The following is a 20899-nucleotide window of genomic DNA, read 5'->3' as shown; positions in this document are numbered from 1 at the left end:
CCGGAGCGCCGGTCAGGCCGCCAGCAAACCACGTGCTCCCGGAGCTCCACAAGGGTGCCGGGCCCGTCCGGCAGGGCTACCACACAGGGTGTGGCCAAGGGTTAACAAAAAACCCTAAGTGTGCTTACTTCGGCTTTACTAATGGGTACTAAGTGTGCTTATTATCGAGTGTGTTCGGTGTAGCTGATCTTCATCGGCAAGGATTCTGATTCTTCATCCGCAACGATTCATGAAAGAGAGTGACGATGACGGAAAACGAGTGGCCCAGAGACGGAAGTCATGCCGCAACCACGGCCCAGGACAATTCATCCGATGCCACGTCCGCCAAAGCGGGCGCAGCTAAGGAACAGGCTGCTGGTCTCGCACAGGACGCCGCAGGAAGCGCGCAGCACGTAGCGGAAACAGCCAAGTCCGAGGCCGCCGGAGTTGCCTCTGAAGTGACCGCCAACGCCCGGGACCTGTTTGACCAGGCCCGGAGTGATCTGACCAACCAGGCCGGTGTCCAGCAGCAGAAGGTCGCTGAAGGTCTCCGCTCCGTGGCAGGCGAGCTGCAGTCCATGGCGGATAATTCCGATCAGCCCGGCGTTGCTTCGGACTTGGTCCGGCAGGCAGCCGAACGTTCATCCTCCGTTGCCTCCTGGCTCGACAACCGCAACCCCGGCTCCCTGGTCGACGAAGTGAAGTCCTTCGCCCGGCAGCGGCCGGTCGCGTTCCTTGCCATCGCTGCCGGTGCCGGGTTCCTGGCCGGCAGGCTGAACAAGGGGCTGAGCGCAGGGGTTCCCGAGAGCCCCTCCACTGCCGGCCGCGGAGCGGGAATGGGAACGGGAACGGGAACGGGAACGGGAACGGTAACAACGCCCGAGACGATTTATCCTCCCGAGCCTCCTACCCAGCCCACCTACGCCGGAACGGGAACTGTCAACGCGGGGGGAGTGGCAGCCGACCCGTTCGCCACGGAACCCACGCATCCCGCAGGACAGCCGCCGGTATCGGATGACCAGCTGCCGGCATCGGGGACCCGTGCCAGTGATCCGTTTAGCGGTGGTCGGCACTGATGAGCACAGAAATCCCTGAACCGCCCCCCACAAAGGCCGAGAGTACGTCTCTGGGAGATCTGCTCGGTCAAGTGACGCAGGATATGTCCACTCTGATGCGTCAGGAAGTGGAACTGGCGAAGGTCGAGCTGAAGCAGTCCGCCACCCGCGCGAGTAAAGGCGCAGGCATGTTCGCCGGTGCCGCAGTGGCCGGCTACTTTGTCCTCCTGTTTCTCTCCATTGCGCTCTGGCAGGCTCTCGGGCACCTGATCGGTCTCGGCTGGTCAGGACTCGTGGTGGCCTTGATCTGGGGAATTATCGCCGCGGTCCTCGCGATGCGCGGACGTACTGAGATGCGGAAGATCAAGGGCATGCCCCAGACGTCGGAGACCCTTCAGGAAATTCCCGGAACCCTTAAACCGAATGAGGACCCACGATGAGCGAAAACCCCGACGCAATACGAGCAGACATTGAAGAGACCCGCCGCCGGCTTGGAACCAACGTGGACGCCGTAGCTGACAAGGTCACCCCGTCCCACATTGTTCAGCGGCAGACCGACAAGATGAAGGACGCTGTTTCCGGCGTCAAGGACAAAGTGATGGGAGCTGCAGATTCTATGACGGACAAGGTTCAGTCCGGCACCGGTTCAGCAACCGACGGCGTCTCGCGCGCCGGATCGGCAGTGGGCGAGGCGCCTCAGAAGCTCACCGCGAGGGCCCAGGGAAACCCCATTGCTGCCGGCCTGATCGCCTTTGGCGCCGGGCTTCTGGCGGCTTCTCTGATTCCCGCCAGTGAGAAGGAGCGCGTTGCCGCAGACAACATCAAGACAGCAGCGGAGCCCCTGACGACGCAGGTCACTGATACAGCCAAGGAAATGGCGCAGGGCCTCAAGGAACCCGCGCAGGAAGCCATGGAGAACGTCAAGGCGACCGCCACTGAGGCTGCCCAGAACGTCAAGCAGGAGGGCCAGGGCGCTGCCGGCGATGTGAAGAGCAAAGCCACCGATGCCCAGGACAACGTCCGCAACGCCTGATCAGTCCTGCCGCTGGCCGAAATCGCACACCGCACCAACGAAGAAAGCGGTCCCGCTGTCCGCGGGGCCGCTTTCTTCGTTGGTGCTCGAATCCGGGAGCAGCTGGGCCTAGCTGCGCAGTTAGACCCGCAGTTAGACCCGCTGCAGTTAGACCCGCTGAGCAGCTAGGCGCTGCGCGGGCCCGGAAGCGATGCGGCGCCGTCGTTCGTGTAGTGCACCCCCATCTGTGCGCGTGCCCGGTCAAAGAGGCGCATGGTTTGCAGCGAATGGTCCCAGCTCATGGTGGGGGACTCAGGCAGGCCGGATTGGATGCAGCGGGTGGCTTCGCGCAGCTCATAGGTGTAACCGTTGCCGATCTGGGGAAACCGCTCGACCCGCTGCTCCCCCCGATGGGGAGTGACAGTCAGCTCCACCGGATTATGCAGCGGCGCACCGGTCCGCAGCCACCCCTTGGTCCCGCAAATTGTGGCGGTGCGGGTGCCCAAGGAAACCAGCGACGATATCAGCTGGGCGGCGGCACCGGATGGATACGTCAGGAGCAGGGCATTCTGCCGGTCGACACCGTCATTGGTCAGGGTGCCCACGGCTGAGACGCCGTCCGGAAACCCCAGCGCTCCCACGGCCAGCGTCAGGGGATATACGGCAAGATCCAGCAGGGCTCCGCCTCCTGCCTGGGGATCCAGCTGCCGGCTGCCGCTGCCGGCCGGAGCCTGGAATCCCAGATCCGCCTGTACCCATTGGACTTCGCCCAGCTCCCCGCGGGCGATGATCTCCCAGACCCGGTTGACGCAGGGCAGGAACCGCGTCCACACCGCCTCCATCAGGAAAAGCCCGCGGGCGGACGCAATACCGATCAGATCCTCAGCCTCCCGGGCATTGATGGTCAGGGATTTCTCACAGAGCACGTGTTTTCCGGCCATTAGCGCAGCCCTGGAAATCTCATAGTGCTGCGCATGCGGAGCAGCAACATAGACAACGTCAACCGCCGGGTCATCAATCAGCTGGCGGTATCCCTTCCCCCTTTCGTTGTCGAAGCAGGCACGGGTAATCCCGAAACGGTCCGCAAAATCCACAGCAGATGCTTCGTGCCGCGAGCTCACGGCCTGCAGGACGGCATCTTCGAGGCGGGCGATATCTTCCGTGACCTTGGCGGCAATGTCACCCGTCGCCACCACGCCCCACCTCAGGGTTCGCCCGGTTTTCCGGATCGGACTGGGAGCCCCCGCAGCTGCGCAGGGAGGAGCGGGAATGTGCGGGACGTTCATGGTCCTCTTCTCTGAGAAACAGACGCGCGGTTCGGTCGTGCATGCAGCCGGCCCAGCTGGCCGGTGACGATCGGCACCGGCTGTCCGGCCGAACCATCCAAGGCTCGTCGGCCCCGTCGCGGGCGACGTCGATCGTCCCGATAGACCGTCCGTCGCGGATCTTCGTGATCGAGTCGGCGATCCGCTCGATCTCCTTCAGGGCTGCAGCGGAGTCATCGCTCTTCGCCTCGCGGACGGTGGGGGACACATCGGAAAGGGCCTTGGCCCCGGGGAACTCCTTGGTGACGGAGCGCCTTGCCAGGATGGTCGGGTGATCCGGCATGAGTGCCTCCCGGGGACTTCATTGTCGCTGCCTCTGGCTACACAGCTAAACCCCGGCCCGGGGCCGTCGTCAACAGCGCGACGGCCCGCGGGGCACGCACCCGCGCTAATGGCTGCGGGCGCCCTGCCCTGCCTGCAGCGCATCACGGTGTGCCGCTGCCGTGACAAGGTAATTGGCGGCGTTGGCCTGCACCCCGGCGAACTCCTCGTCGGTGAGGGAACGCCGCACTTTGGCGGGGACACCGGCCACCAGGGAGCGCGGCGGAATGATGGTGCCTTCCAGGACCACGGCGCCGGCAGCCACGAGGGAACCCGTACCCACAACGGCCCCGTTCATGACGGTTGCGCTCATGCCGATCAGGCAGTCGTCCTCGACGGTGCAGCCGTGGACCACGGCGTTGTGCCCGATGCTGACGCGTTCGCCCACAGTGGTGGGAAAGCCGGGGTCCGCGTGGAGCACCACGTTGTCCTGCAGATTGCTGCCGGCACCGACGCGGATGGCGTTGGAGTCCCCGCGGACGCAGACGCCGTAGAAGGCGCTGGACCCGGGCGCCATAACGACGTCGCCGATGAGTGAAGCTGTGGGAGCGAGGAAAACGGACGGGTCAATGTCCGGGGTGCTGCCCCGGAGCGAAATAACGTTAGCCATGCGGTTAGCCTAGCCGGAGCGGCACCGGCATCAGTTGAAGACGATGGTCCGCTTTCCGTCCAGCAGCACGCGGTGCTCGGCGTGCCACTGCACAGCCTTGGACAGGGTCCGGCCTTCGACGTCGCTCCCCAGTGCGACCAGCTGCGGCGCTGACCGGGCGTGGTCCACCCGGATGACTTCCTGTTCGATGATCGGCCCCTCGTCCAGATCGGACGTGACATAGTGCGCGGTGGCGCCGATGAGTTTTACGCCCCGGGCATGAGCCTGGTGGTAGGGCCGGGCACCCTTGAACGAGGGCAGGAAGGAATGATGAATGTTGATGGCTCGGCCGGAGAGGTCGCGGCACAACTCGTTGCTGAGGATCTGCATATAGCGGGCAAGAACCACGAGTTCGATGTCCAGGTCCTGCATCAGCGCCCGCAGCTGGTCTTCCGCGGCTTCCTTGCGGCCCGGCTCCACCGGGATGTGGTGAAAGGGAACGCCGTAGAAGGCAGCCAGCCCGGCCAGGTCCTGATGGTTGGACACGATGGCCGGGATCTCGATGGGCAGCGTTCCGGCACGCTGGCGGAAGAGCAGGTCATTCAGGCAGTGCCCGGACTTGGAGACCATGATGAGGGTCCGTACCGGCGCTCCGGCGGCGTGCAGCTGCCACTCCATCCCGAATTCCCGGGCCACCGGCGCCAGGGTGTCCCGCACTTCGGCGTGCGTTCCGGGCGCGGTGAAGTCGACGCGCATGAAGAAGGTACCGGTTTCCTGGCTGCCGTACTGCTGGGACTCGGTGATGTTTCCGCGGGCGGCGACAAGGCCGCCGGAAACGGCATGGACGATTCCGGGCTGGTCCGGGCAGGACAGGGTCAGCGTGTAGGCGGAAGAGCTCGGGGCGGGGGCCGAGACAGCGGAGGAAGCGGGAAAGTCGGTCACCCTTCAAGGTTACCCGCCGGCGGGGCCCTCCTTTAGGCTAAGGAAATGGACGTAACCTTCATGCTGCTCTCCGATAAGGACGTCGAGGAGCTGGTCAAGTTCCTGACCACCAACAGTTTTCCGTACCACCGGATCACCGCGCCGTCGGAGGAGCTGGTGCGTCAGCTGGTGATGGACGGGCGTTTTGACGCCGACGGCGTACGCACCTATTGGGTGTACGGAGACAACCAGCGGCTGGGGCTGGTGATCGTGGAGCGCCTGGGCAGCCAGTGTCCGACCTTTGACTTGCGGCTGGTGGAGGAAGCCCGGGGCCAGGGCACCGGGGTGCCGGTTCTGCAGGCACTGACTTCCATGGTCTTTACCGGCCAGCCGGAGGCCCACCGGTTTGCGGGGCGGACCCGGGAGGACAACATCGCCATGCGGAAGACCTTCCTGCGTGCCGGGTTCCTCAAGGAAGCCCACTACCGTGAGGATTGGCAGCTGGACGAGGGCGGACGGATTGCTTCGGTCACGTACGCGATACTGCGCCGCGACTGGGAGCGGGGGAGCCGGACTGAGTTCTCCTGGGAGGACGTGGAATAGCGGCCTGGCCCGGGCGGCCGGAGACCCCGGCGCCCAGCAGGTCCAGGGCAGCCGTCGCGGCAGCCCGCCCCGCGCGCGTGGCGCCAAGCGTAGAAGCAGACTCGCCGTAACCCACCAGGAACAACTGCGGAAGCCTGTGCACCTGCGGTCCGTTCATGCGGATACCGCCTCCGGGTTCGCGCAGCCGCAGGGACGCCAGATGATCCAGAGCCGCCCGGAAGCCCGTGGCCCAGAGAATAACGTCCGCCTCGGCGGTACTGCCGTCGGCAAAGACCACTCCGTCCGCCGTGATCCGGGTGAGCGGACCGCGGGAGACGAGGACGCCGTCGTCGATCCCTGCCTGGTATTGGGGCGTCAGCGGCAGCCCGGTGGCGGCCACGACACTCAGTGGAGGAAGCCCGGCGCGGGTGCGCTCGCTGACCCGCTGTTCGACCTCCCGGCCCCATTCCGTGTCAAAGGGCGTCCGGGTGAACTCGGGCGGGCGGCGGGTGGACCAGACCGTCTGCGCACCGGCGTCGTTCAGCTGCAGCAGGAACTGGAGCGCGGAGGTTCCGCCGCCCACCACCAGCACGCGGCGGCCGGCGAAATCCGCGGCGCTGCGGAAATCATGGGTGTGCAGCTGGAGTCCGCCGAAGTTCTCCTGCCCGGGATAGCGGGGCCAGTAGGGCTTGTCCCACGTTCCGGTGGCATTGATGACGGCCCGTGCCTTCCATGCTCCGCTGTCGGTGTCGATCCGCAGCAGCCCGCCGCCGTGTCCGTCCCCGTGGTCGTCCCTGTGTCCGTCCCTGTGTCCGTCCCCCGTGGCAGAGACCTTGAGCACCCGCACCGGGCGCTGCACGTTCAGCCCGAATTCGGCCTCGTAGTCTCCGTAGTACCGGCTGACGACGGAAGACGCCGGCTCCCGGGGATCCGGAGTGCCCAGCGCCGAGCGCGGCAGGTCATGGATGCCGTGGACGGAACCAAGCGTCAGCGAATCCCACCGGTGCCGCCATGCCCCGCCCGGCCCCTCGTTCGCGTCTAGCACCACAAACCCGGACCCGGCTGCCAGCCCGCGGCGCTGCAGGTAATAGGCGGCGCTCAGCCCGGCCTGGCCGGCTCCAATCACCGCCACGTCAACAGTTTGCTCCTGCACCATCCGCCTGCCCTTCATTCGGTCCTTCCCTGGTTGCTTCAACCGGCGAGCACCCGGTGCCTATTCCGCAGTGCCAATTCCGCAGGCGCTTCCGAGTCCGGATACGACACACAGGGGTGTCCGCCGCACCTGATCCGGTACGATGAAAAAGTCGCAACTGGCGTTAGGTGGACCACCACCAGGGAGCGGCCAAGCATCACAGACCACGGATCGCACGCCTGGGCCGGAGGTCAAGCCACCCTCTGTTTGCATGCCCGGACGCTCCCGTTCTTCAACGAGTGCGGGGGTGCCAGCAGGTAGCCTGACCCATAGAACCCCTTTCCCAGGAGATCCTTGTGAGACTGTCCACCCAGTCCGTGACCGACGCGAAGTTATCCGACGTCGATCCGGAAATTGCCGCCGTCCTGAATGATGAACTGGCCCGCCAGCGCAACACCCTGGAAATGATTGCGTCGGAGAACTTCGCGCCGCGGTCGGTTCTGGAAGCCCAGGGATCGGTCCTGACCAACAAATATGCCGAAGGATATCCGGGCCGGCGCTATTACGGCGGCTGCGAGCACGTTGACGTTGCCGAGAATCTGGCCATCGAACGGGTCAAGGCCCTGTTCGGCGCCGAGTTCGCCAACGTCCAGCCGCATTCCGGTGCATCCGCCAACGCGGCGGCGCTGGCCGCCATGATCAAGCCGGGTGACAAGCTGATGGGCCTGAACCTGGCCCACGGCGGGCACCTGACCCACGGCATGAAGCTGAACTTCTCCGGCAAGCTCTATGAGGTTGCAGCGTACGGCGTGGACGAGCAGACCTGCCGCGTGGACATGGACAAGGTCCGGGAGCAGGCGCTGGCCGAACGCCCGCAGGTCATCGTAGCCGGATGGTCCGCCTATCCCCGGCAGCTGGATTTCGAGGCTTTCCGCTCCATCGCCGATGAGGCGGGCGCCTTGCTGTGGACCGACATGGCGCACTTCGCCGGCCTCGTGGCCGCCGGCCTGCACCCGAACCCGGTGCCGGCTTCCGACGTCGTCACCTCCACCGTGCACAAGACCCTGGCCGGCCCCCGCTCGGGAGTGATCCTGGCCAAGGAGCAGTACGGCAAAAAGCTGAACTCCAGCGTCTTCCCCGGCCAGCAGGGCGGGCCGCTGATGCACGTCATCGCTGCCAAGGCCGTGGCCTTCAAGATTGCCGGCTCCGAGGAGTTCCGGGAACGGCAGGAACGCGTTCTCGAGGGCGCACGGATCATCGCCGAGAGGCTCACCGCGCCGGACGTCGCCGAACACGGGGTGTCCGTCCTCACCGGCGGCACCGACGTCCACCTGATCCTGGTTGACCTGCGCCGCTCCGCCCTGGACGGCAAGCAGGCCGAGGATCTGCTGCACTCCGTGGGAATCACCGTGAACCGCAACTCGGTTCCGTTTGATCCCCGCCCGCCGATGGTCACCTCCGGACTGCGCATCGGCACTCCCGCCCTGGCAACCCGCGGCTTCGGTGCCCGGGAGTTCACCGAGGTGGCCGAGATCATTGCGGCCGCCCTGAAACCGTCCCCCGATGTCGAGGCACTGCGGGCGCGGGTCACCGCGCTTGCCGAGAATTTCCCGCTGTATCCGGGACAGGAAGAGTGGTAATCAGCATGGAGAAGGGAACCAACATGGAAGGCTCCATCACGGCGGAGAACACCGGCACCCCGGAGAGCTCCCCTGAAGAGACCGAGGAAAACGGTGTGAACCTGGGCTGGGAGAAGAAGGAAAAGACCGATTTCGGCACTCCCGTGGCCGCTCAGATCCTGGACGGCCGCAAGGCTGCGAAGGACATCAAGGATGAACTGGCGCAGCGCGTGGCGGTCCTGAAGGACGAACACGGCGTCACCCCGGGGCTGGGAACCGTGCTGGTGGGCGATGACCCCGCCTCGCACTCCTACGTGGGCGGCAAACACAAGGACTGCGCGCAGGTGGGCATCAACTCCATCCGCCGCGACCTGCCGGCAGACATCAGCCAGGAAGACCTGGAAAAGGTCATCGACGAGCTGAACGGGGATCCGGCCACCACCGGCTACATAGTCCAGCTGCCGCTGCCGGCGCACATTGACACCAACGCCATCCTGGAACGCATCGCTCCGGAAAAGGATGCCGACGGCCTGCACCCGGTGAACCTGGGACGCCTCGTGCTGAATGTCAGCGAACCCATGACGTCGCCGCTGCCCTGCACTCCGCACGGGATTGTCCAGCTGCTGGTGCGCAACGGCATTTCGCTCAACGGGAAAAAGGTGCTGGTGGTGGGCCGCGGCGTGACCGTCGGCCGGCCGCTGGGCCTGCTGCTCACCCGCCGCCCGATCAACGCGACGGTCACCCTGGCGCACACCGGAACGGTGGACCTCTATGCGCACCTGCAGGAAGCCGACGTGGTGGTGGCTGCCGCTGGGTTCCCGGAAATGATTCGGGCCGAGGATCTCAAGCCCGGAGCGATTGTCCTGGATGTGGGGGTCACCCGGGTCACCGACCCCGAGACGGGCAAGACCACCCTCACCGGCGACGTGGAGAAAGCCGCGGCCGACGTCGCGTCCTGGATTTCCCCGAACCCGGGGGGAGTGGGGCCCATGACCCGGGCCATGCTGCTCTCCAACGTGGTGGAGGCGGCTGAGCGCGCAGCGGGCATCCTCGCCTAACTGTTCCTCAGGTCGGGGCTGGTGCACTACGCTGTTCGAGTGCCGCAGATCACATCAGCCCCGACTGTCCCCAAGACCGCCTCCTCCACCGTCATCTCAGCCCGGAACCTCCGCAAGACCTACGGCGATTTCCATGCCGTGGACGGCATCAGCTTCGACGTCCCGGCGGGGGAGTCCTTTGGGCTCCTCGGCCCCAACGGCGCCGGCAAGTCCACCACCATGAAAATGATCGGCGGCGTGTCATCGCGCACGTCCGGCGACCTCACCGTCATGGGACTGGACCCGGACCGGTACGGACCCGAGGTGCGCGCCCACCTGGGGGTGGTGCCGCAGCAGGACAATCTGGATGAAGACCTGCGTGTGCGCGAAAACCTCCTGGCCTACGGCCGGTACTTCGGCCTGCCCAAGAGTTACCTGGGGCCCAAGGCCGACGAGCTGCTGGAATTCGCCCAGCTGACGGACAAGGCCAAGGACCGGATTGAGTCCCTCTCCGGCGGAATGAAGCGGCGGCTGACCATCGCACGGTCGCTGATCAATGATCCCAAGATCCTGCTGCTGGACGAACCGACCACCGGCCTGGACCCCCAGGCGCGGCACATCCTCTGGGACCGGCTGTTCCGGCTCAAGGAAGCCGGGGTCACGCTGATCCTGACCACCCACTACATGGATGAAGCGGAGCAGCTCTGTGACCGCCTGGTGGTGGTGGACAAGGGCAAGATCATGGCGGAAGGATCTCCTGCTGCCCTGATCCGTGAGCACTCCACGAGGGAAGTGCTGGAACTGCGCTTTGGTTCTGAGCGCAACACCACGGTGGCAGGTGAACTGGAAGGAATCGGGAGCCGGATCGAAACGCTCCCGGACCGCGTCCTTATCTACGCAGAGGACGGCGAGGCGGCCCTGGAAGGGGTCAGCTCCCGCGGGCTGCATCCCATCACCTCGCTGGTGCGCCGCTCTTCCCTGGAAGACGTGTTCCTCCGGCTTACCGGTAGGAGCCTCATTGACTGAGCGCCAGCTTTCAGGCGCGCCGGCGGGGGAAGAGGGGGCAAACCGGCATCCCGTGCTGGGACTGCGCTCTCCGCTGACACCGGAGCAGACCGCATCCCGGACCCGGCGCTTTGGTGCCATTTACTACGCAGAGCACTGGATCCGGCGCATGCGCGGCTACGGGTGGACCGTGCTCATGACGGCGGTGGGCACCCCTCTGGTGTACCTCTTTGGTATGGGCGTGGGGCTGGCGTCGCTGGTGGACACCGGTGACGCGACGTTCGACGCCGGCGACGGGACCACGGTCTCCTACCTCGTCTTCGTGGCTCCGGCCCTGCTGGCCACCGCCGCCATCATGGTGGCGGCCGAAGAAAACACCTACATGGTGATGGGCGGCTTCAGATGGCAGCGCACTTACTACGGTCCCAACGCGTCGCCGCTTTCCAGTAATCAGCTGGTGGACGGGCACCTGATCGGCTTCTCGGTCCGGATGCTGATCACCACCGCCCCGTACTTTGTGTTCCTGCTGCTCTTCGGTGCAGTGGAGCAGCCGGGCACCGCCTGGCTGATGATTTTCACCGCGATCCTTGGCGGCGTGGCCTTCGGCATGCCGCTGATGGCCTACAGCGCGTCCCTGGAGCAGGACAAGGGGCAGTTTGCCATGGTGCAGCGCTTCATTGTGATGCCGCTGTTCCTGTTCTCCGGCACCTTCTTTCCACTGGAATCCCTGCCCGGGGCCATCCGCTGGATCGGGTGGATTTCTCCGCTGTGGCACTCCACCGAGCTCGGCCGGATCCTCAGCTACGGCTATATTGAGGCTCCGGCACTCACGGCGGTCCACGTGGCGTATCTGCTGCTTCTCGGCTTTGTCGGCTGGGTCCTGGCACGCCGGAACTTCACCCGGAGGCTGGGAAAATGACGGCAGAAAACACGACGGCGCCGCCGCGCCTGGCACCCGAACAGCTGGATCCGAAGGGCCGCTTCCTGGGGTCCCTCTATGCCCGAAACATCCGGGCGGTGTTCGCCCGCGGGCTGAAGGCCACGTGGGGCAGCAACTGGGCCGTCATGATCAGCGGGTTCGTGGAACCGGTGCTGTACCTGATGGCCATGGGCATTGGACTGGGTTCCCTGATTGGCACCGTTGCCGGCCCGGGCGGCGAAGAGATCGGGTACGCCAACTACATTGCCCCGGCACTGCTGGCCGTTTCAGCAATGAACGGAGCCGTTTACGACTCCACCATGAACGTGTTCTTCAAACTTAATTACGCCAAGCTCTACGAAGGCATGCTTGCCACCTCGCTGGGGCCCCTCGACGTCGCACTCGGGGAAATCCTGCTGGCACTGCTCCGCGGTGCCATGTACGCAACGGGCTTCACAGCTGTCATGGCGGCCATGGGGCTGGTGACTTCTCCCTGGGCGCTGCTCATGATTCCCGCTGCCGTGGTGGTGGCCTTCGGGTTTGCCTCCTTCGGCATGGCGATCACCAGTTGCATGAAGACCTTCCAGCAGCTGGAGTGGGTGAATTTTGTCATGCTGCCCATGTTCCTGTTCTCCGCCACGTTCTATCCGCTGAGCGTGTACCCCCAGGGCCTCCAATGGGTAATTCAGGCGATGCCGCTCTGGCATGGAGTGGAAATGATGCGCCAGCTCAGCGTGGGCATGCTGACCTGGGCAACCGCCGGCCACCTGCTCTACTTCGTGGTCATGATCGGTTTGGGTTTGGTGGTCACGACGAGTCGTCTTCGGTCCCTGTTTTTGAAGTAGCAGCCAGTTCCTGCCACGCCCTGCGGAAAACCTGCTCGGTGGGTTCGCCGAAAAGCACGAACTCCACGGACCGGACTGTACGGGCCGGATAATCCCGAACCGTCCGCAGGGCCACCTCGGCCACGGTTGCCGGGTTCCAGCCGTAGACGCCGGCGCTGACGGCGGGGAAGGCCACCGTTTCGGCGCCGAGTTCTTCGGCAACGTCCAGGGACCTGCGGAAGCAGGACTCCAGCAGCGCCGGGTCGGTTTCCCCGGCCCGGGCATTGGGGCCGACGGTGTGGATGACCCAGCGTGCCGGCAGCTCGAAGGCGGGGGTGGCCGCGGCTTCGCCGGTGGGAAGGCCGCCGGGCCAGGAGCTGCGCCGCAGCTCGCGGCAGGCTGCCAGCAAGCCCGGCCCCGCCGCACGGTGGATCGCTCCGTCCACGCCCCCGCCGCCGAGCAGCGAGGAATTAGCGGCGTTCACTATGGCGTCCGCAGTGCTGGCGGTGATGTCTCCGTTGCTGATGCGTATCTGCATCCGGCCAGTCTTCCACCCGGCCGGGCGGGCGGACCAGTCGGGCAGCAAAGCGTTCCGTCCCGGTGCCGAACCTTCCGAAACAGGGAACGGGGCCGGATCATGGGACGGGAGGGTGCCGCTGCTTTGACCGCACCCGAAGCTCATCGCCCTGACGACTGCAGCGCCCGGGGCGGAAACCGGAGGAATGACCATGGCTGACCAGTTTGACGGAAAGACGGCTCTTGTGACGGGGGCCGGGTCGGGAATCGGCAAAGCGACCGCGGTCGCGCTGGCTGCGGAAGGTGCCGCCGTCGTGGTGAACGACCTCGATCTGGAGGCCGCGCAGGCAGTGGTCAACCAGATTTCGGAAGCAGGGGGAACCGCCGTGGCGTCAGTCGGGGATGTGGGCAGCGCCGACGATGTCAAAGGCGCGGTGGATACCGCCGTGAGCGAGTTCGGCGGCCTGCACCTGGCGTTCAACAACGCCGGCATCAGCGGACCGCTGGGCCTGGTCACGGAGATTGACCTGGAAGGCTACCGGCGGGTTATCGACGTGAACCTGAACTCCGTGTTCTACGGGATGTTCTACCAAATCCCCGAAATGCAGAAGGCCGGCGGGGGTTCGATCGTGAACATGTCCTCCATCCTTGGCCTGGTCGGATCCGCCACCGCCGTCCCCTACGTCGCCGCCAAGCACGGCGTGACCGGTATGACACGCGCTGCGGCGCTGGGTTACGCCAACCAGGGCATCCGCATCAATTCGGTGCATCCCGGCTACATCGACACCCCGCTGCTTGAAGCACTGCCGGAGGAAGCCTATGCCTCGCTGGTGGGGATGCACCCGGCCGGGAGGCTGGGCACCGCAGACGAGGTGGCGCAGGTTGTCCTGTTCCTGCTCTCGGACCGGGCGGCGTTTGTCACCGGTGCCCAGTACGCCGTGGACGGGGCGTACACCACGCAGTAAGCTGCCGCTGCACCCGGCCGCCGTGCTGTCCGAGCCCGCCGGCCACCGTCCTGCGAGCAAGGAGAACGCTGATGATCGGATCCTGGCATGCCACGGTCTTTGACTGCCCCGACCCGGACGCGCTTGCATCCTTTTACGAAGACCTTCTGGGCATGATCCGGGTGGAGCACGAGGCAGACGGATCCTGGATCACCATCGGCGATGCACCGGACCGGCCGGCGCTCGCCTTCCAGCAGGTGTCCGGCTACACGCCGCCGCAGTGGCCGGGGCAGGACATTCCGCAGCAGCTGCACCTGGACGTGAAGGTGGCCGACCTGGACCTGGCGGAGGCGCAGGTCCTGGCACTGGGGGCCACCGGAATGGACAGCGGCACCGAGTCGTTCCGGGTTTTCCTGGACCCCGCCGGCCACCCTTTCTGCCTCGTGGCGTGGTAGCCGCCGGCGCTGCGATTTCGCCCCGGGAGGACGGTTTAACGGCTGGGCTCCGAGTTTGAGACAATGAAGCCATGCAGTCGCTCCCCAACGGCAATAAGCCGCAGCCCACGTCCAAAGCCCGCCGCGGGGTGAGCCAGAAAATGGCGACCTACGGCATGACCCTCATGCTGATCGTCTTCCTGGTGGCCGTGGTATTCGCGGCGAATGAGAACGACGTCGTGGGGTGGCTGGTTGTCATCATCTCGCTGGGATGGCTGTGCCTGTTTGCGTTTGTAGTTTTCAGCGTCCGCGGGGCGGCCCGCAAAGCCGGCGCGAAGCTGGCCGAAGCGCAGGACACTCTGACCCGTGCCGCGGGAGGAACGCCGTCGGTGCAGGTTGTTGACGAGTCCACCACCATCCGCGACCAGAAGCTGGATCACAGTTTCAAGATCATCGAGGTACAGTCCCGCGTGATCCGTGACAACCTCGGCAAGGACGAGGGTCAGGTCAGCCGCGCCCTGGAAACCATCGAAATCACGTCCCACAACGCGCGTTCAATGATCAAAAAAGCCGACGGCGGCCCGGTTGAGGGCACCCTGGTGGACTAGCGGCGTCCGCCCCGCTTTCCCCACGACCGCACGCAGGGGCCCCACTGCGGCCGCGGTCAAAGATGAACCGCATTGCTACTGAGGAGTATGGTTATTCGCGTGAGTTTGGCATCAGCAGGAGAAGCAGCCGGTCCGGCAAAGGCACTGCGCATTGCGACAGTGAACGTGAACGGCATCCGTGCCGCCTACAAGCGGGGCATGGCCGACTGGCTGGCGGAGCGCGAAGTGGACATCCTCTGCCTCCAGGAAGTCCGCGCGCCCGACGCCGTCGTCCGCGAACTGCTCGGCGACGAATGGCACATCCTGCACGCCGAAGCCGAAGCCAAGGGACGCGCCGGGGTGGCCATCGCCTCCCGGATCGCCCCCGCAGCCACCCGTGAACACATTGGCGATGAGTACTTTGCCCTGTCCGGACGCTGGGTCGAAGCTGACTTCAAGATCCCGGTGGACGGCGCGGAGAAACTCCTGACAGTGATCAGTGCCTACGTCCATTCCGGCGAGGTTGACACCCCCAAGCAAGTGGACAAGTACCGCTTCCTGGACGTTATGGCGCAGCGGCTTCCCGCGCTGAAGCAGGAGAGCGACTTTGTTCTGGTGGTGGGGGACCTGAACGTCGGGCACACCGAACTGGATATCAAGAATTGGAAGGGCAACGTGAAGCGGGCCGGGTTCCTCCCCGAGGAACGCGCTTACTTTGACCGCTTCCTCGGCGAGGAGATTGGCTACGCCGATGTGGCCCGCAAGCTGGCCGGCGACGTTCCCGGTCCCTACACCTGGTGGTCCTGGCGCGGCCAGGCCTTCGACAACGACAGCGGCTGGCGTATTGATTACCAGCTGGCAACGCCGGAATTGGCGGAACGCGCCGTTTCCGCCGTCGTTGACCGTGCCGCCACCTACGACAGCCGCTTCTCAGACCACGCCCCTGTAGTGGTCGACTACCAGTTCTAAGGGTCAAAACCATGAGCACATCCACCGCTTCCGGCCGCCAGCGCATCCTGTCAGGGATGCAGCCCTCCGCCGACTCGCTGCACCTGGGCAATTACCTCGGCGCGCTGGTGAACTGGGTCCGGCTCCAGGAGGAGTACGACGCCTACTTCTTCATCCCGGACCTGCACGCGATCACCGTCCCGCAGGACCCTGCAGATCTGCGCCAGCGCACGCGCGTCACTGCCGCCCAGTACATTGCCGGCGGCGTCGACGTGGACAAGGCCACCCTGTTTGTACAGTCCCAGGTTCCCGAGCACGCGCAGCTCGCCTGGGTCCTGAACTGCCTGACGGGTTTCGGGGAAGCCTCCCGGATGACCCAGTTCAAGGACAAGCAGCAGCGGTTCGGCGCCGACGCAGCCTCCGTGGGCCTGTTCACCTACCCGATCCTGCAGGTCGCCGACATCCTGCTGTACAACCCGCACGGCGTTCCCGTGGGCGAGGACCAGCGCCAGCACGTGGAACTCAGCCGGGACCTCGCCAAGCGTTTCAACTCCCGCTACGGCGAGACCTTCACCATTCCGGAGGTCTTTGTCCAGAAGGCTGCCGCCAAAATCTACGATCTGCAGAATCCGGCAGCGAAGATGTCCAAATCCGCCGCGTCTCCCGCCGGGCTGATCAATCTGCTGGACCCGGACAAGGTGATTTCCAAGCGCATCAAGTCCGCTGTGACCGACGACGGTACGGAGATCCGTTTCGACCGTGAGGCCAAGCCCGGTATCTCCAACCTGCTGTCCATTTACTCCCTGGTCTCCGGGAAGAGCGTGGACACGCTGGTGAAGGAATACGAAGGAAAAATGTACGGCCACCTCAAGGTCGATCTGGCTGAGGCTGTTACCGAGCACATCCGCCCCATCCGTGAGCGTGCGCTGTACCTGCTCGAGGATCCGGCGGAGCTTGACCGGCTTCTTGCAGTGGGTGCCTCCAAGGCGCGGGAAACGGCATCGGTTACACTGGCCGATGTGTACAACAAAGTAGGCTTCCTACCTTTGGGCTCCACCGCGGTCTGACCGATGAGTCTTTGGAATCCACTGGTCCAGGCAGATACCGCCGGCGGCGTCGTCGACGGCGTTACTGACGAGCCCGGGTGCACCTGCGTGGGGATCGTCATCGCAGTTCCGGAGCCGATGGCCACGGAACTGCGGAACGCGAGGGCTTCCTTCGGCGACCCAATGGCAGCGGTTATTCCGGCCCACATTACCGTGGTGACCACCACGGAGACGGATGACTGGGACGCGTCAGCCGAACACGTGCGCAGGGTGGCGGCCAACCACGCACCGTTTGATGTTTCCCTGCGCGGCACAGCAACGTTCCGCCCCGTCTCTCCGGTGGTATATCTGCGGCTTGATGAAGGGTATGACGAGTGCACGGCCCTGCATAAGGAAATGCAGAGCGGCCCGCTGGCACGCAATCTGCCCTTCCCGTACCACCCCCACGTCACGGTGGCCCACGACGTCAGCGACGCCGGGATGGACAGTGCCATGCATACACTGCGCCACTACGGCGCCCGCTTTACTGTGAACACGATCGGCTTGTTTGAGCACGATGCCACCGGCCTCTGGAAGCTCCGCGAGGAAGTGGAGCTCCGGGGCTAGCCGGGCTCAGCCGCTCCGTCATTTCCTGGCAGATAGACGGCGGCCCACGCGGCGATAATGTCGGCGGCCCGGCTGGTTTGCGCCCGGTCCACCATCAGGTGGTCGCTGCCTTCGAGGGAAATAAAATTCCGGGGGTGCCTCGCCAGCGAGAAAATCTCGCTCGCATTGTCGATGCCGACGGTGTTGTCGCTGGGGGAGTGCATGACGAGCAGTGGCAGGTGCAGGTCGCTGATACATCCGCTCAGGTCATGCGACGACAGGTCCTGAAGGAGCTCCTCCCGGATCTGCAGGTTCCGCCCGCCCAGGTCCACCTGCGCGGATCCCTGGTCGCGGATGGTCTGCATCTCGTCCTCGAACAGGTGGAGGACGTGGGAAGGACGGAACGGGGCGCCGATCGTCACCACGGCATCCAGTTCCGGAATGCTCCCGGCGGCGGCCAGGACCGCCGCACCGCCGAGCGAATGCCCGATCAGCAGGGAGACACTCCGGCCCTGCCCGCGCAGGTAGTCAACCGCGCTCTGGATGTCAGCCACCTTGGTGCTGAACGTGCCCTCCTCCCAGGCTCCGCTGGAACCGCCCAGACCCGCCGCATCGTAGCGCAGGACGCCGATTCCGTGCCCGGCCAGGGCCTTGGAGATCCTTGAGGCCGCAGCGCTGTTCTTGCCCAGCGTGAAGCCGTGGCAGAACACCGCCCACCCGCGGGTTTCGCCGTCGGGCACATCGATCGTGCCGGCCAGTGTGGTGTCGTTGACGCCGGGAAAGGAAACGGATTCAAACGTTGGCATGGACTTACCTTAGACGGGGGAGTTGCGGGGGGCATGGGAAAGGCGGCGTCCCCGGTCCGTCTGGACCGGGGACGCCGCCTCTGCCGGGGGTGGTTCTGCTAGACCGAGCGGCTCAGGATGGCCTGCTTGACCTCGGCGATGGCCTTGGTGACCTGGATGCCGCGGGGGCATGCTTCGGAGCAGTTGAAGGTGGTGCGGCAGCGCCACACGCCTTCCTTGTCGTTCAGGATCTCCAGGCGCATGTCTCCGGCGTCGTCACGCGAGTCGAAGATGAAACGGTGCGCGTTCACGATGGCGGCGGGACCGAAGTACTGGCCGTCGGTCCAGAACACCGGGCACGAGGACGTGCACGCCGCGCACAGGATGCACTTGGTGGTGTCGTCGAACCGTTCGCGGTCCTCGGCGGACTGCAGGCGTTCCTTGGTGGGCTCGTGGCCCTTGCTGATCAGGAACGGCATGATCTCGCGGTAGGACTGGAAGAACGGCTCCATGTCCACGATCAGGTCCTTCTCCACGGGGAGGCCCTTGATGGGCTCCACGAGGATGGGCTTGGACGTGTCCAGGTCCTTCAGCAGCGTCTTGCAGGCCAGGCGGTTGCGGCCGTTGATGCGCATGGCATCGGAGCCGCAGACACCGTGGGCGCAGGAGCGGCGGAAGGAGACGGAACCGTCATGCTCCCACTTGACCTTGTGCAGGGCGTCCAGCACGCGGTCCGTGCCGTACATGGTCAGCTTCCACTCGTCCCAGTATCCTTCGTCAGATACCTCCGGGTTGTAGCGGCGGACCTTGAGTGTGATCTCGAACGAGGGAATTTCCCCGCCCACAGATTCCGGCAGGTCGATCTTGGAGGCCGGCTCCGCAATTTCCGTTGTCATTAGTACTTCCTCACCATTGGCTCGTAGCGCGTGAAGATGACCGGCTTGGTGTCCAGTCGAATGCCCGCGGTGTGCTCGGCGTTGGCGGCCTCGTCAACCTTGTACGCCATTGAATGCTTCATGAAATTCTCGTCGTCGCGCTCCGGGAAGTCCTCGCGGAAGTGCCCGCCGCGTGATTCTTCGCGGTGCAGGGCTGCCACAGTCATCACCTTTGCCAGTTCCAGCAGGAAGCCCAGTTCCACGGCTTCCAGGAGGTCCAGGTTGAAGCGCTTGCCCTTGTCCTGGACGCTGATCTTCTTGTACCGCTCTTCGAGCGAGGCAATGTCGGTCAGCACCTGGTTCAGGGTGTCCGCCGTACGGAACACCTGCATGTTGGCATCCATGGTGTTCTGCAGGTCCCGGCGGATCTCAGCGACCCGTTCGGTTCCCTCGGAGTTGCGGACCAGGTCCAGCAGGGCAATGGTGGTGGCTTCCGGATCTTCCGGCAGGTCCACGAAATCAGCGGTCAGCGCGTATTCGGCGGCGTTGATGCCGGCGCGCTTGCCGAAGACGTTGATGTCCAGCAGCGAGTTGGTGCCCAGGCGGTTGGAGCCGTGTACGGAAACGCAGGCTACTTCACCCGCGGCGTACAGACCCGGAACAACCGTGTCATTGTCCTGCAGGACCTCGGCCTTGATGTTGGTGGGGATGCCGCCCATGGCGTAGTGCGCGGTCGGGAAGACCGGCACCGGCTCCGTGTACGGTTCCACGCCCAGGTAGGTGCGGGCGAACTCGGTGATGTCCGGGAGCTTGGCGTCGATGTGCGCCGGCTCCAGGTGCGTCAGGTCCAGGAGGACGTAATCCTTGTTCGGTCCGCAGCCGCGGCCTTCGCGGACTTCGTTGGCCATGGAGCGGGCCACGATGTCACGCGGAGCGAGGTCCTTGATGGTCGGGGCGTAGCGCTCCATGAAGCGCTCACCCTCGGAGTTGCGCAGGATGGCGCCTTCTCCGCGGGCTGCCTCGGAGAGCAGGATGCCCAGGCCGGCGAGGCCTGTCGGGTGGAACTGGAAGAACTCCATGTCTTCCAGGGGGATGCCGCGGCGGAACGCGATGCCCATGCCGTCACCGGTCAGGGTGTGTGCGTTCGAGGTGGTCTTGAAGACCTTGCCGGCACCGCCGGAGGCGAAGACCACGGACTTGGCCTGGAAGACGTGCAGTTCGCCGCTGGCCAGGTCGTAGGAAACGACGCCGGCAACGCGCTTCTGGCCAAAGCTGTCCGTGACGGTCAGCAGGTCCAGCACGTAGTACTCGTTGTAGAACTCCACATTGTGCTTGACGCAGTTTTGGTACAGCGTCTGGAGGATCATGTGGCCGGTGCGGTCGGCGGCGTAGCAGGCACGGCGGACCGGAGCCTTGCCGTGGTCGCGGGTGTGGCCGCCGAAACGGCGCTGGTCAATCCGGCCTTCGGGCGTGCGGTTGAACGGCAGGCCCATCTTTTCCAGGTCCAGCACGGCGTCGATGGCCTCTTTGGCCATGACCTCCGCTGCGTCCTGGTCTACGAGGTAGTCGCCACCCTTGACAGTGTCAAAGGTGTGCCATTCCCAGTTGTCTTCTTCGACGTTGGCCAGCGCTGCGCACATGCCGCCCTGAGCCGCACCAGTGTGCGAGCGGGTGGGGTACAGCTTGGTCAGTACCGCCGTGCGTGCGCGCTGGCCGGATTCAATGGCGGCACGCATACCGGCGCCGCCGGCGCCGACAATTACGACGTCGTACTTATGGACCTGCATACCAGATGCTCTTTCTGTTGAAACTTGGAAAAACGTTCGTGTTGTCCGCGCCCCGGTGGGGAACGGACGCTG

At 65.1% G+C, this 20899-nt stretch carries 24 protein-coding genes and 1 riboswitch; of the genes, 15 read left to right on the top strand and 9 right to left on the bottom strand.

The genetic code is table 11. The features are described from left to right. Window positions 1-245: 245 nt before the first annotated feature. Genes WKB88_RS08630 through WKB88_RS08620 form a run of 3 tightly spaced genes read left to right on the top strand, consistent with a single transcriptional unit; the run spans window position 246 to window position 2067 of the window. On the top strand, window positions 246-1055 hold the full coding sequence (locus WKB88_RS08630; protein ID WP_341394119.1) for a hypothetical protein: 810 nt from the start codon (window positions 246-248) through the stop codon (window positions 1053-1055). Further along, a complete protein-coding gene (locus tag WKB88_RS08625; RefSeq protein ID WP_341394118.1) occupies window positions 1055-1474 on the top strand; it encodes a phage holin family protein in 420 nt (139 codons plus the stop codon). Before WKB88_RS08630 ends, WKB88_RS08625 begins: the two co-directional genes overlap by 1 nt. Beyond that, window positions 1471-2067, top strand: coding sequence for a DUF3618 domain-containing protein (locus tag WKB88_RS08620; RefSeq protein ID WP_341394117.1), 597 nt, complete (start codon window positions 1471-1473; stop codon window positions 2065-2067). The genes WKB88_RS08625 and WKB88_RS08620 overlap by 4 nt, the downstream gene beginning before the upstream one ends. A 164-nt stretch (window positions 2068-2231) precedes the next feature. Here WKB88_RS08620 and WKB88_RS08615 read toward each other — a convergent pair whose 3' ends face one another. The 4 genes from WKB88_RS08615 to purU form a co-directional block, all read right to left on the bottom strand. Next, entirely contained in the window at window positions 2232-3242 is a 1011-nt protein-coding gene (locus WKB88_RS08615) for a Gfo/Idh/MocA family protein (RefSeq protein ID WP_341394116.1), read from the bottom strand. Next, entirely contained in the window at window positions 3226-3654 is a 429-nt protein-coding gene (locus tag WKB88_RS08610; RefSeq protein ID WP_341394115.1) for a hypothetical protein, read from the bottom strand. Before WKB88_RS08610 ends, WKB88_RS08615 begins: the two co-directional genes overlap by 17 nt. 105 nt (window positions 3655-3759) lie before the next feature. Continuing rightward, window positions 3760-4302: a gamma carbonic anhydrase family protein gene (locus WKB88_RS08605; RefSeq protein ID WP_341394114.1), complete on the bottom strand. Its 543-nt coding sequence runs from the start codon at window positions 4300-4302 to the stop codon at window positions 3760-3762. A gap of 30 nt (window positions 4303-4332) precedes the next feature. Then, window positions 4333-5223 carry a formyltetrahydrofolate deformylase gene (purU, locus tag WKB88_RS08600; protein ID WP_341394113.1) on the bottom strand — a complete coding sequence of 297 codons (891 nt, stop codon included), beginning with the start codon at window positions 5221-5223 and terminating at the stop codon, window positions 4333-4335. Window positions 5224-5268: 45 nt separating this feature from the next. Here purU and WKB88_RS08595 point away from each other — a divergent pair, with 45 nt between their 5' ends. Then, complete coding sequence (locus WKB88_RS08595) at window positions 5269-5805, top strand: GNAT family N-acetyltransferase (RefSeq protein ID WP_341394112.1); 537 nt, start codon at window positions 5269-5271, stop codon at window positions 5803-5805. Here WKB88_RS08595 and WKB88_RS08590 read toward each other — a convergent pair. Then, window positions 5732-6940: an NAD(P)-binding domain-containing protein gene (locus WKB88_RS08590; protein WP_341394111.1), complete on the bottom strand. Its 1209-nt coding sequence runs from the start codon at window positions 6938-6940 to the stop codon at window positions 5732-5734. The genes WKB88_RS08595 and WKB88_RS08590 overlap by 74 nt on opposite strands. Window positions 6941-7080: 140 nt before the next feature. Further along, window positions 7081-7168: riboswitch (ZMP/ZTP riboswitch) on the top strand. A 104-nt stretch (window positions 7169-7272) separates the two neighbouring features. On the opposite strand from WKB88_RS08590, the gene glyA reads away from it, so the two are divergent. From glyA to WKB88_RS08565, 5 genes are all read left to right on the top strand, one after another. Continuing rightward, complete coding sequence (glyA, locus tag WKB88_RS08585; protein WP_445818889.1) at window positions 7273-8556, top strand: serine hydroxymethyltransferase; 1284 nt, start codon at window positions 7273-7275, stop codon at window positions 8554-8556. Window positions 8557-8699: 143 nt separating this feature from the next. Then, on the top strand, window positions 8700-9593 hold the full coding sequence (locus tag WKB88_RS08580) for a bifunctional methylenetetrahydrofolate dehydrogenase/methenyltetrahydrofolate cyclohydrolase (protein WP_341394256.1): 894 nt from the start codon (window positions 8700-8702) through the stop codon (window positions 9591-9593). Window positions 9594-9632: 39 nt separating this feature from the next. Further along, entirely contained in the window at window positions 9633-10598 is a 966-nt protein-coding gene (locus tag WKB88_RS08575) for an ABC transporter ATP-binding protein (protein ID WP_341394110.1), read from the top strand. Further along, complete coding sequence (locus WKB88_RS08570; protein ID WP_341394109.1) at window positions 10591-11496, top strand: ABC transporter permease; 906 nt, start codon at window positions 10591-10593, stop codon at window positions 11494-11496. The genes WKB88_RS08575 and WKB88_RS08570 overlap by 8 nt, the downstream gene beginning before the upstream one ends. Further along, window positions 11493-12341 carry an ABC transporter permease gene (locus WKB88_RS08565; RefSeq protein WP_341394108.1) on the top strand — a complete coding sequence of 283 codons (849 nt, stop codon included), beginning with the start codon at window positions 11493-11495 and terminating at the stop codon, window positions 12339-12341. The genes WKB88_RS08570 and WKB88_RS08565 overlap by 4 nt, the downstream gene beginning before the upstream one ends. On the opposite strand, the gene WKB88_RS08560 is transcribed toward WKB88_RS08565, so the two are convergent. Then, window positions 12304-12858 (bottom strand): O-acetyl-ADP-ribose deacetylase, encoded by a 555-nt coding sequence (locus WKB88_RS08560; protein ID WP_341394107.1) that lies wholly within the window; start codon window positions 12856-12858, stop codon window positions 12304-12306. The two genes, WKB88_RS08565 and WKB88_RS08560, sit on opposite strands and share 38 nt — an antisense overlap. 190 nt (window positions 12859-13048) lie before the next feature. Here WKB88_RS08560 and WKB88_RS08555 point away from each other — a divergent pair, with 190 nt between their 5' ends. From WKB88_RS08555 to WKB88_RS08530, 6 genes are all read left to right on the top strand, one after another. Beyond that, window positions 13049-13801: an SDR family NAD(P)-dependent oxidoreductase gene (locus WKB88_RS08555; protein ID WP_341394106.1), complete on the top strand. Its 753-nt coding sequence runs from the start codon at window positions 13049-13051 to the stop codon at window positions 13799-13801. A 71-nt stretch (window positions 13802-13872) separates the two neighbouring features. Continuing rightward, on the top strand, window positions 13873-14235 hold the full coding sequence (locus tag WKB88_RS08550; RefSeq protein WP_341394105.1) for a VOC family protein: 363 nt from the start codon (window positions 13873-13875) through the stop codon (window positions 14233-14235). A gap of 71 nt (window positions 14236-14306) precedes the next feature. After that, window positions 14307-14822: a hypothetical protein gene (locus WKB88_RS08545; protein ID WP_341394104.1), complete on the top strand. Its 516-nt coding sequence runs from the start codon at window positions 14307-14309 to the stop codon at window positions 14820-14822. 99 nt (window positions 14823-14921) lie between these two features. Beyond that, window positions 14922-15770, top strand: a complete 849-nt coding sequence (locus tag WKB88_RS08540; protein WP_341394103.1) for an exodeoxyribonuclease III — start codon at window positions 14922-14924, stop codon at window positions 15768-15770. A gap of 11 nt (window positions 15771-15781) precedes the next feature. Further along, window positions 15782-16816 (top strand): tryptophan--tRNA ligase, encoded by a 1035-nt coding sequence (gene trpS / locus WKB88_RS08535; protein WP_341394102.1) that lies wholly within the window; start codon window positions 15782-15784, stop codon window positions 16814-16816. A gap of 3 nt (window positions 16817-16819) precedes the next feature. Beyond that, window positions 16820-17401, top strand: a complete 582-nt coding sequence (locus WKB88_RS08530) for a 2'-5' RNA ligase family protein (RefSeq protein WP_341394101.1) — start codon at window positions 16820-16822, stop codon at window positions 17399-17401. Here WKB88_RS08530 and WKB88_RS08525 read toward each other — a convergent pair. The 3 genes from WKB88_RS08525 to sdhA all read right to left on the bottom strand — a co-directional run bounded on the left by WKB88_RS08525 (window position 17398) and on the right by sdhA (window position 20827). Continuing rightward, on the bottom strand, window positions 17398-18186 hold the full coding sequence (locus WKB88_RS08525; protein ID WP_341394100.1) for an alpha/beta hydrolase family protein: 789 nt from the start codon (window positions 18184-18186) through the stop codon (window positions 17398-17400). The genes WKB88_RS08530 and WKB88_RS08525 overlap by 4 nt on opposite strands. Before the next feature lie 98 nt (window positions 18187-18284). After that, entirely contained in the window at window positions 18285-19061 is a 777-nt protein-coding gene (locus tag WKB88_RS08520) for a succinate dehydrogenase iron-sulfur subunit (RefSeq protein WP_341394099.1), read from the bottom strand. Further along, the gene (sdhA, locus tag WKB88_RS08515; protein WP_341394098.1) at window positions 19061-20827 is read right to left on the bottom strand and encodes a succinate dehydrogenase flavoprotein subunit; all 1767 of its coding nucleotides are present in this window, start codon (window positions 20825-20827) and stop codon (window positions 19061-19063) included. The genes WKB88_RS08520 and sdhA overlap by 1 nt, the downstream gene beginning before the upstream one ends. Window positions 20828-20899 lie beyond the last annotated feature (72 nt).

The sequence above is a fragment of the Arthrobacter sp. G119Y2 genome, assembly GCF_038069765.1.
Classification (GTDB): Bacteria; Actinomycetota; Actinomycetes; order Actinomycetales; family Micrococcaceae; genus Arthrobacter_B.
This window is presented reverse-complemented; position numbering and strand designations above follow the sequence as displayed.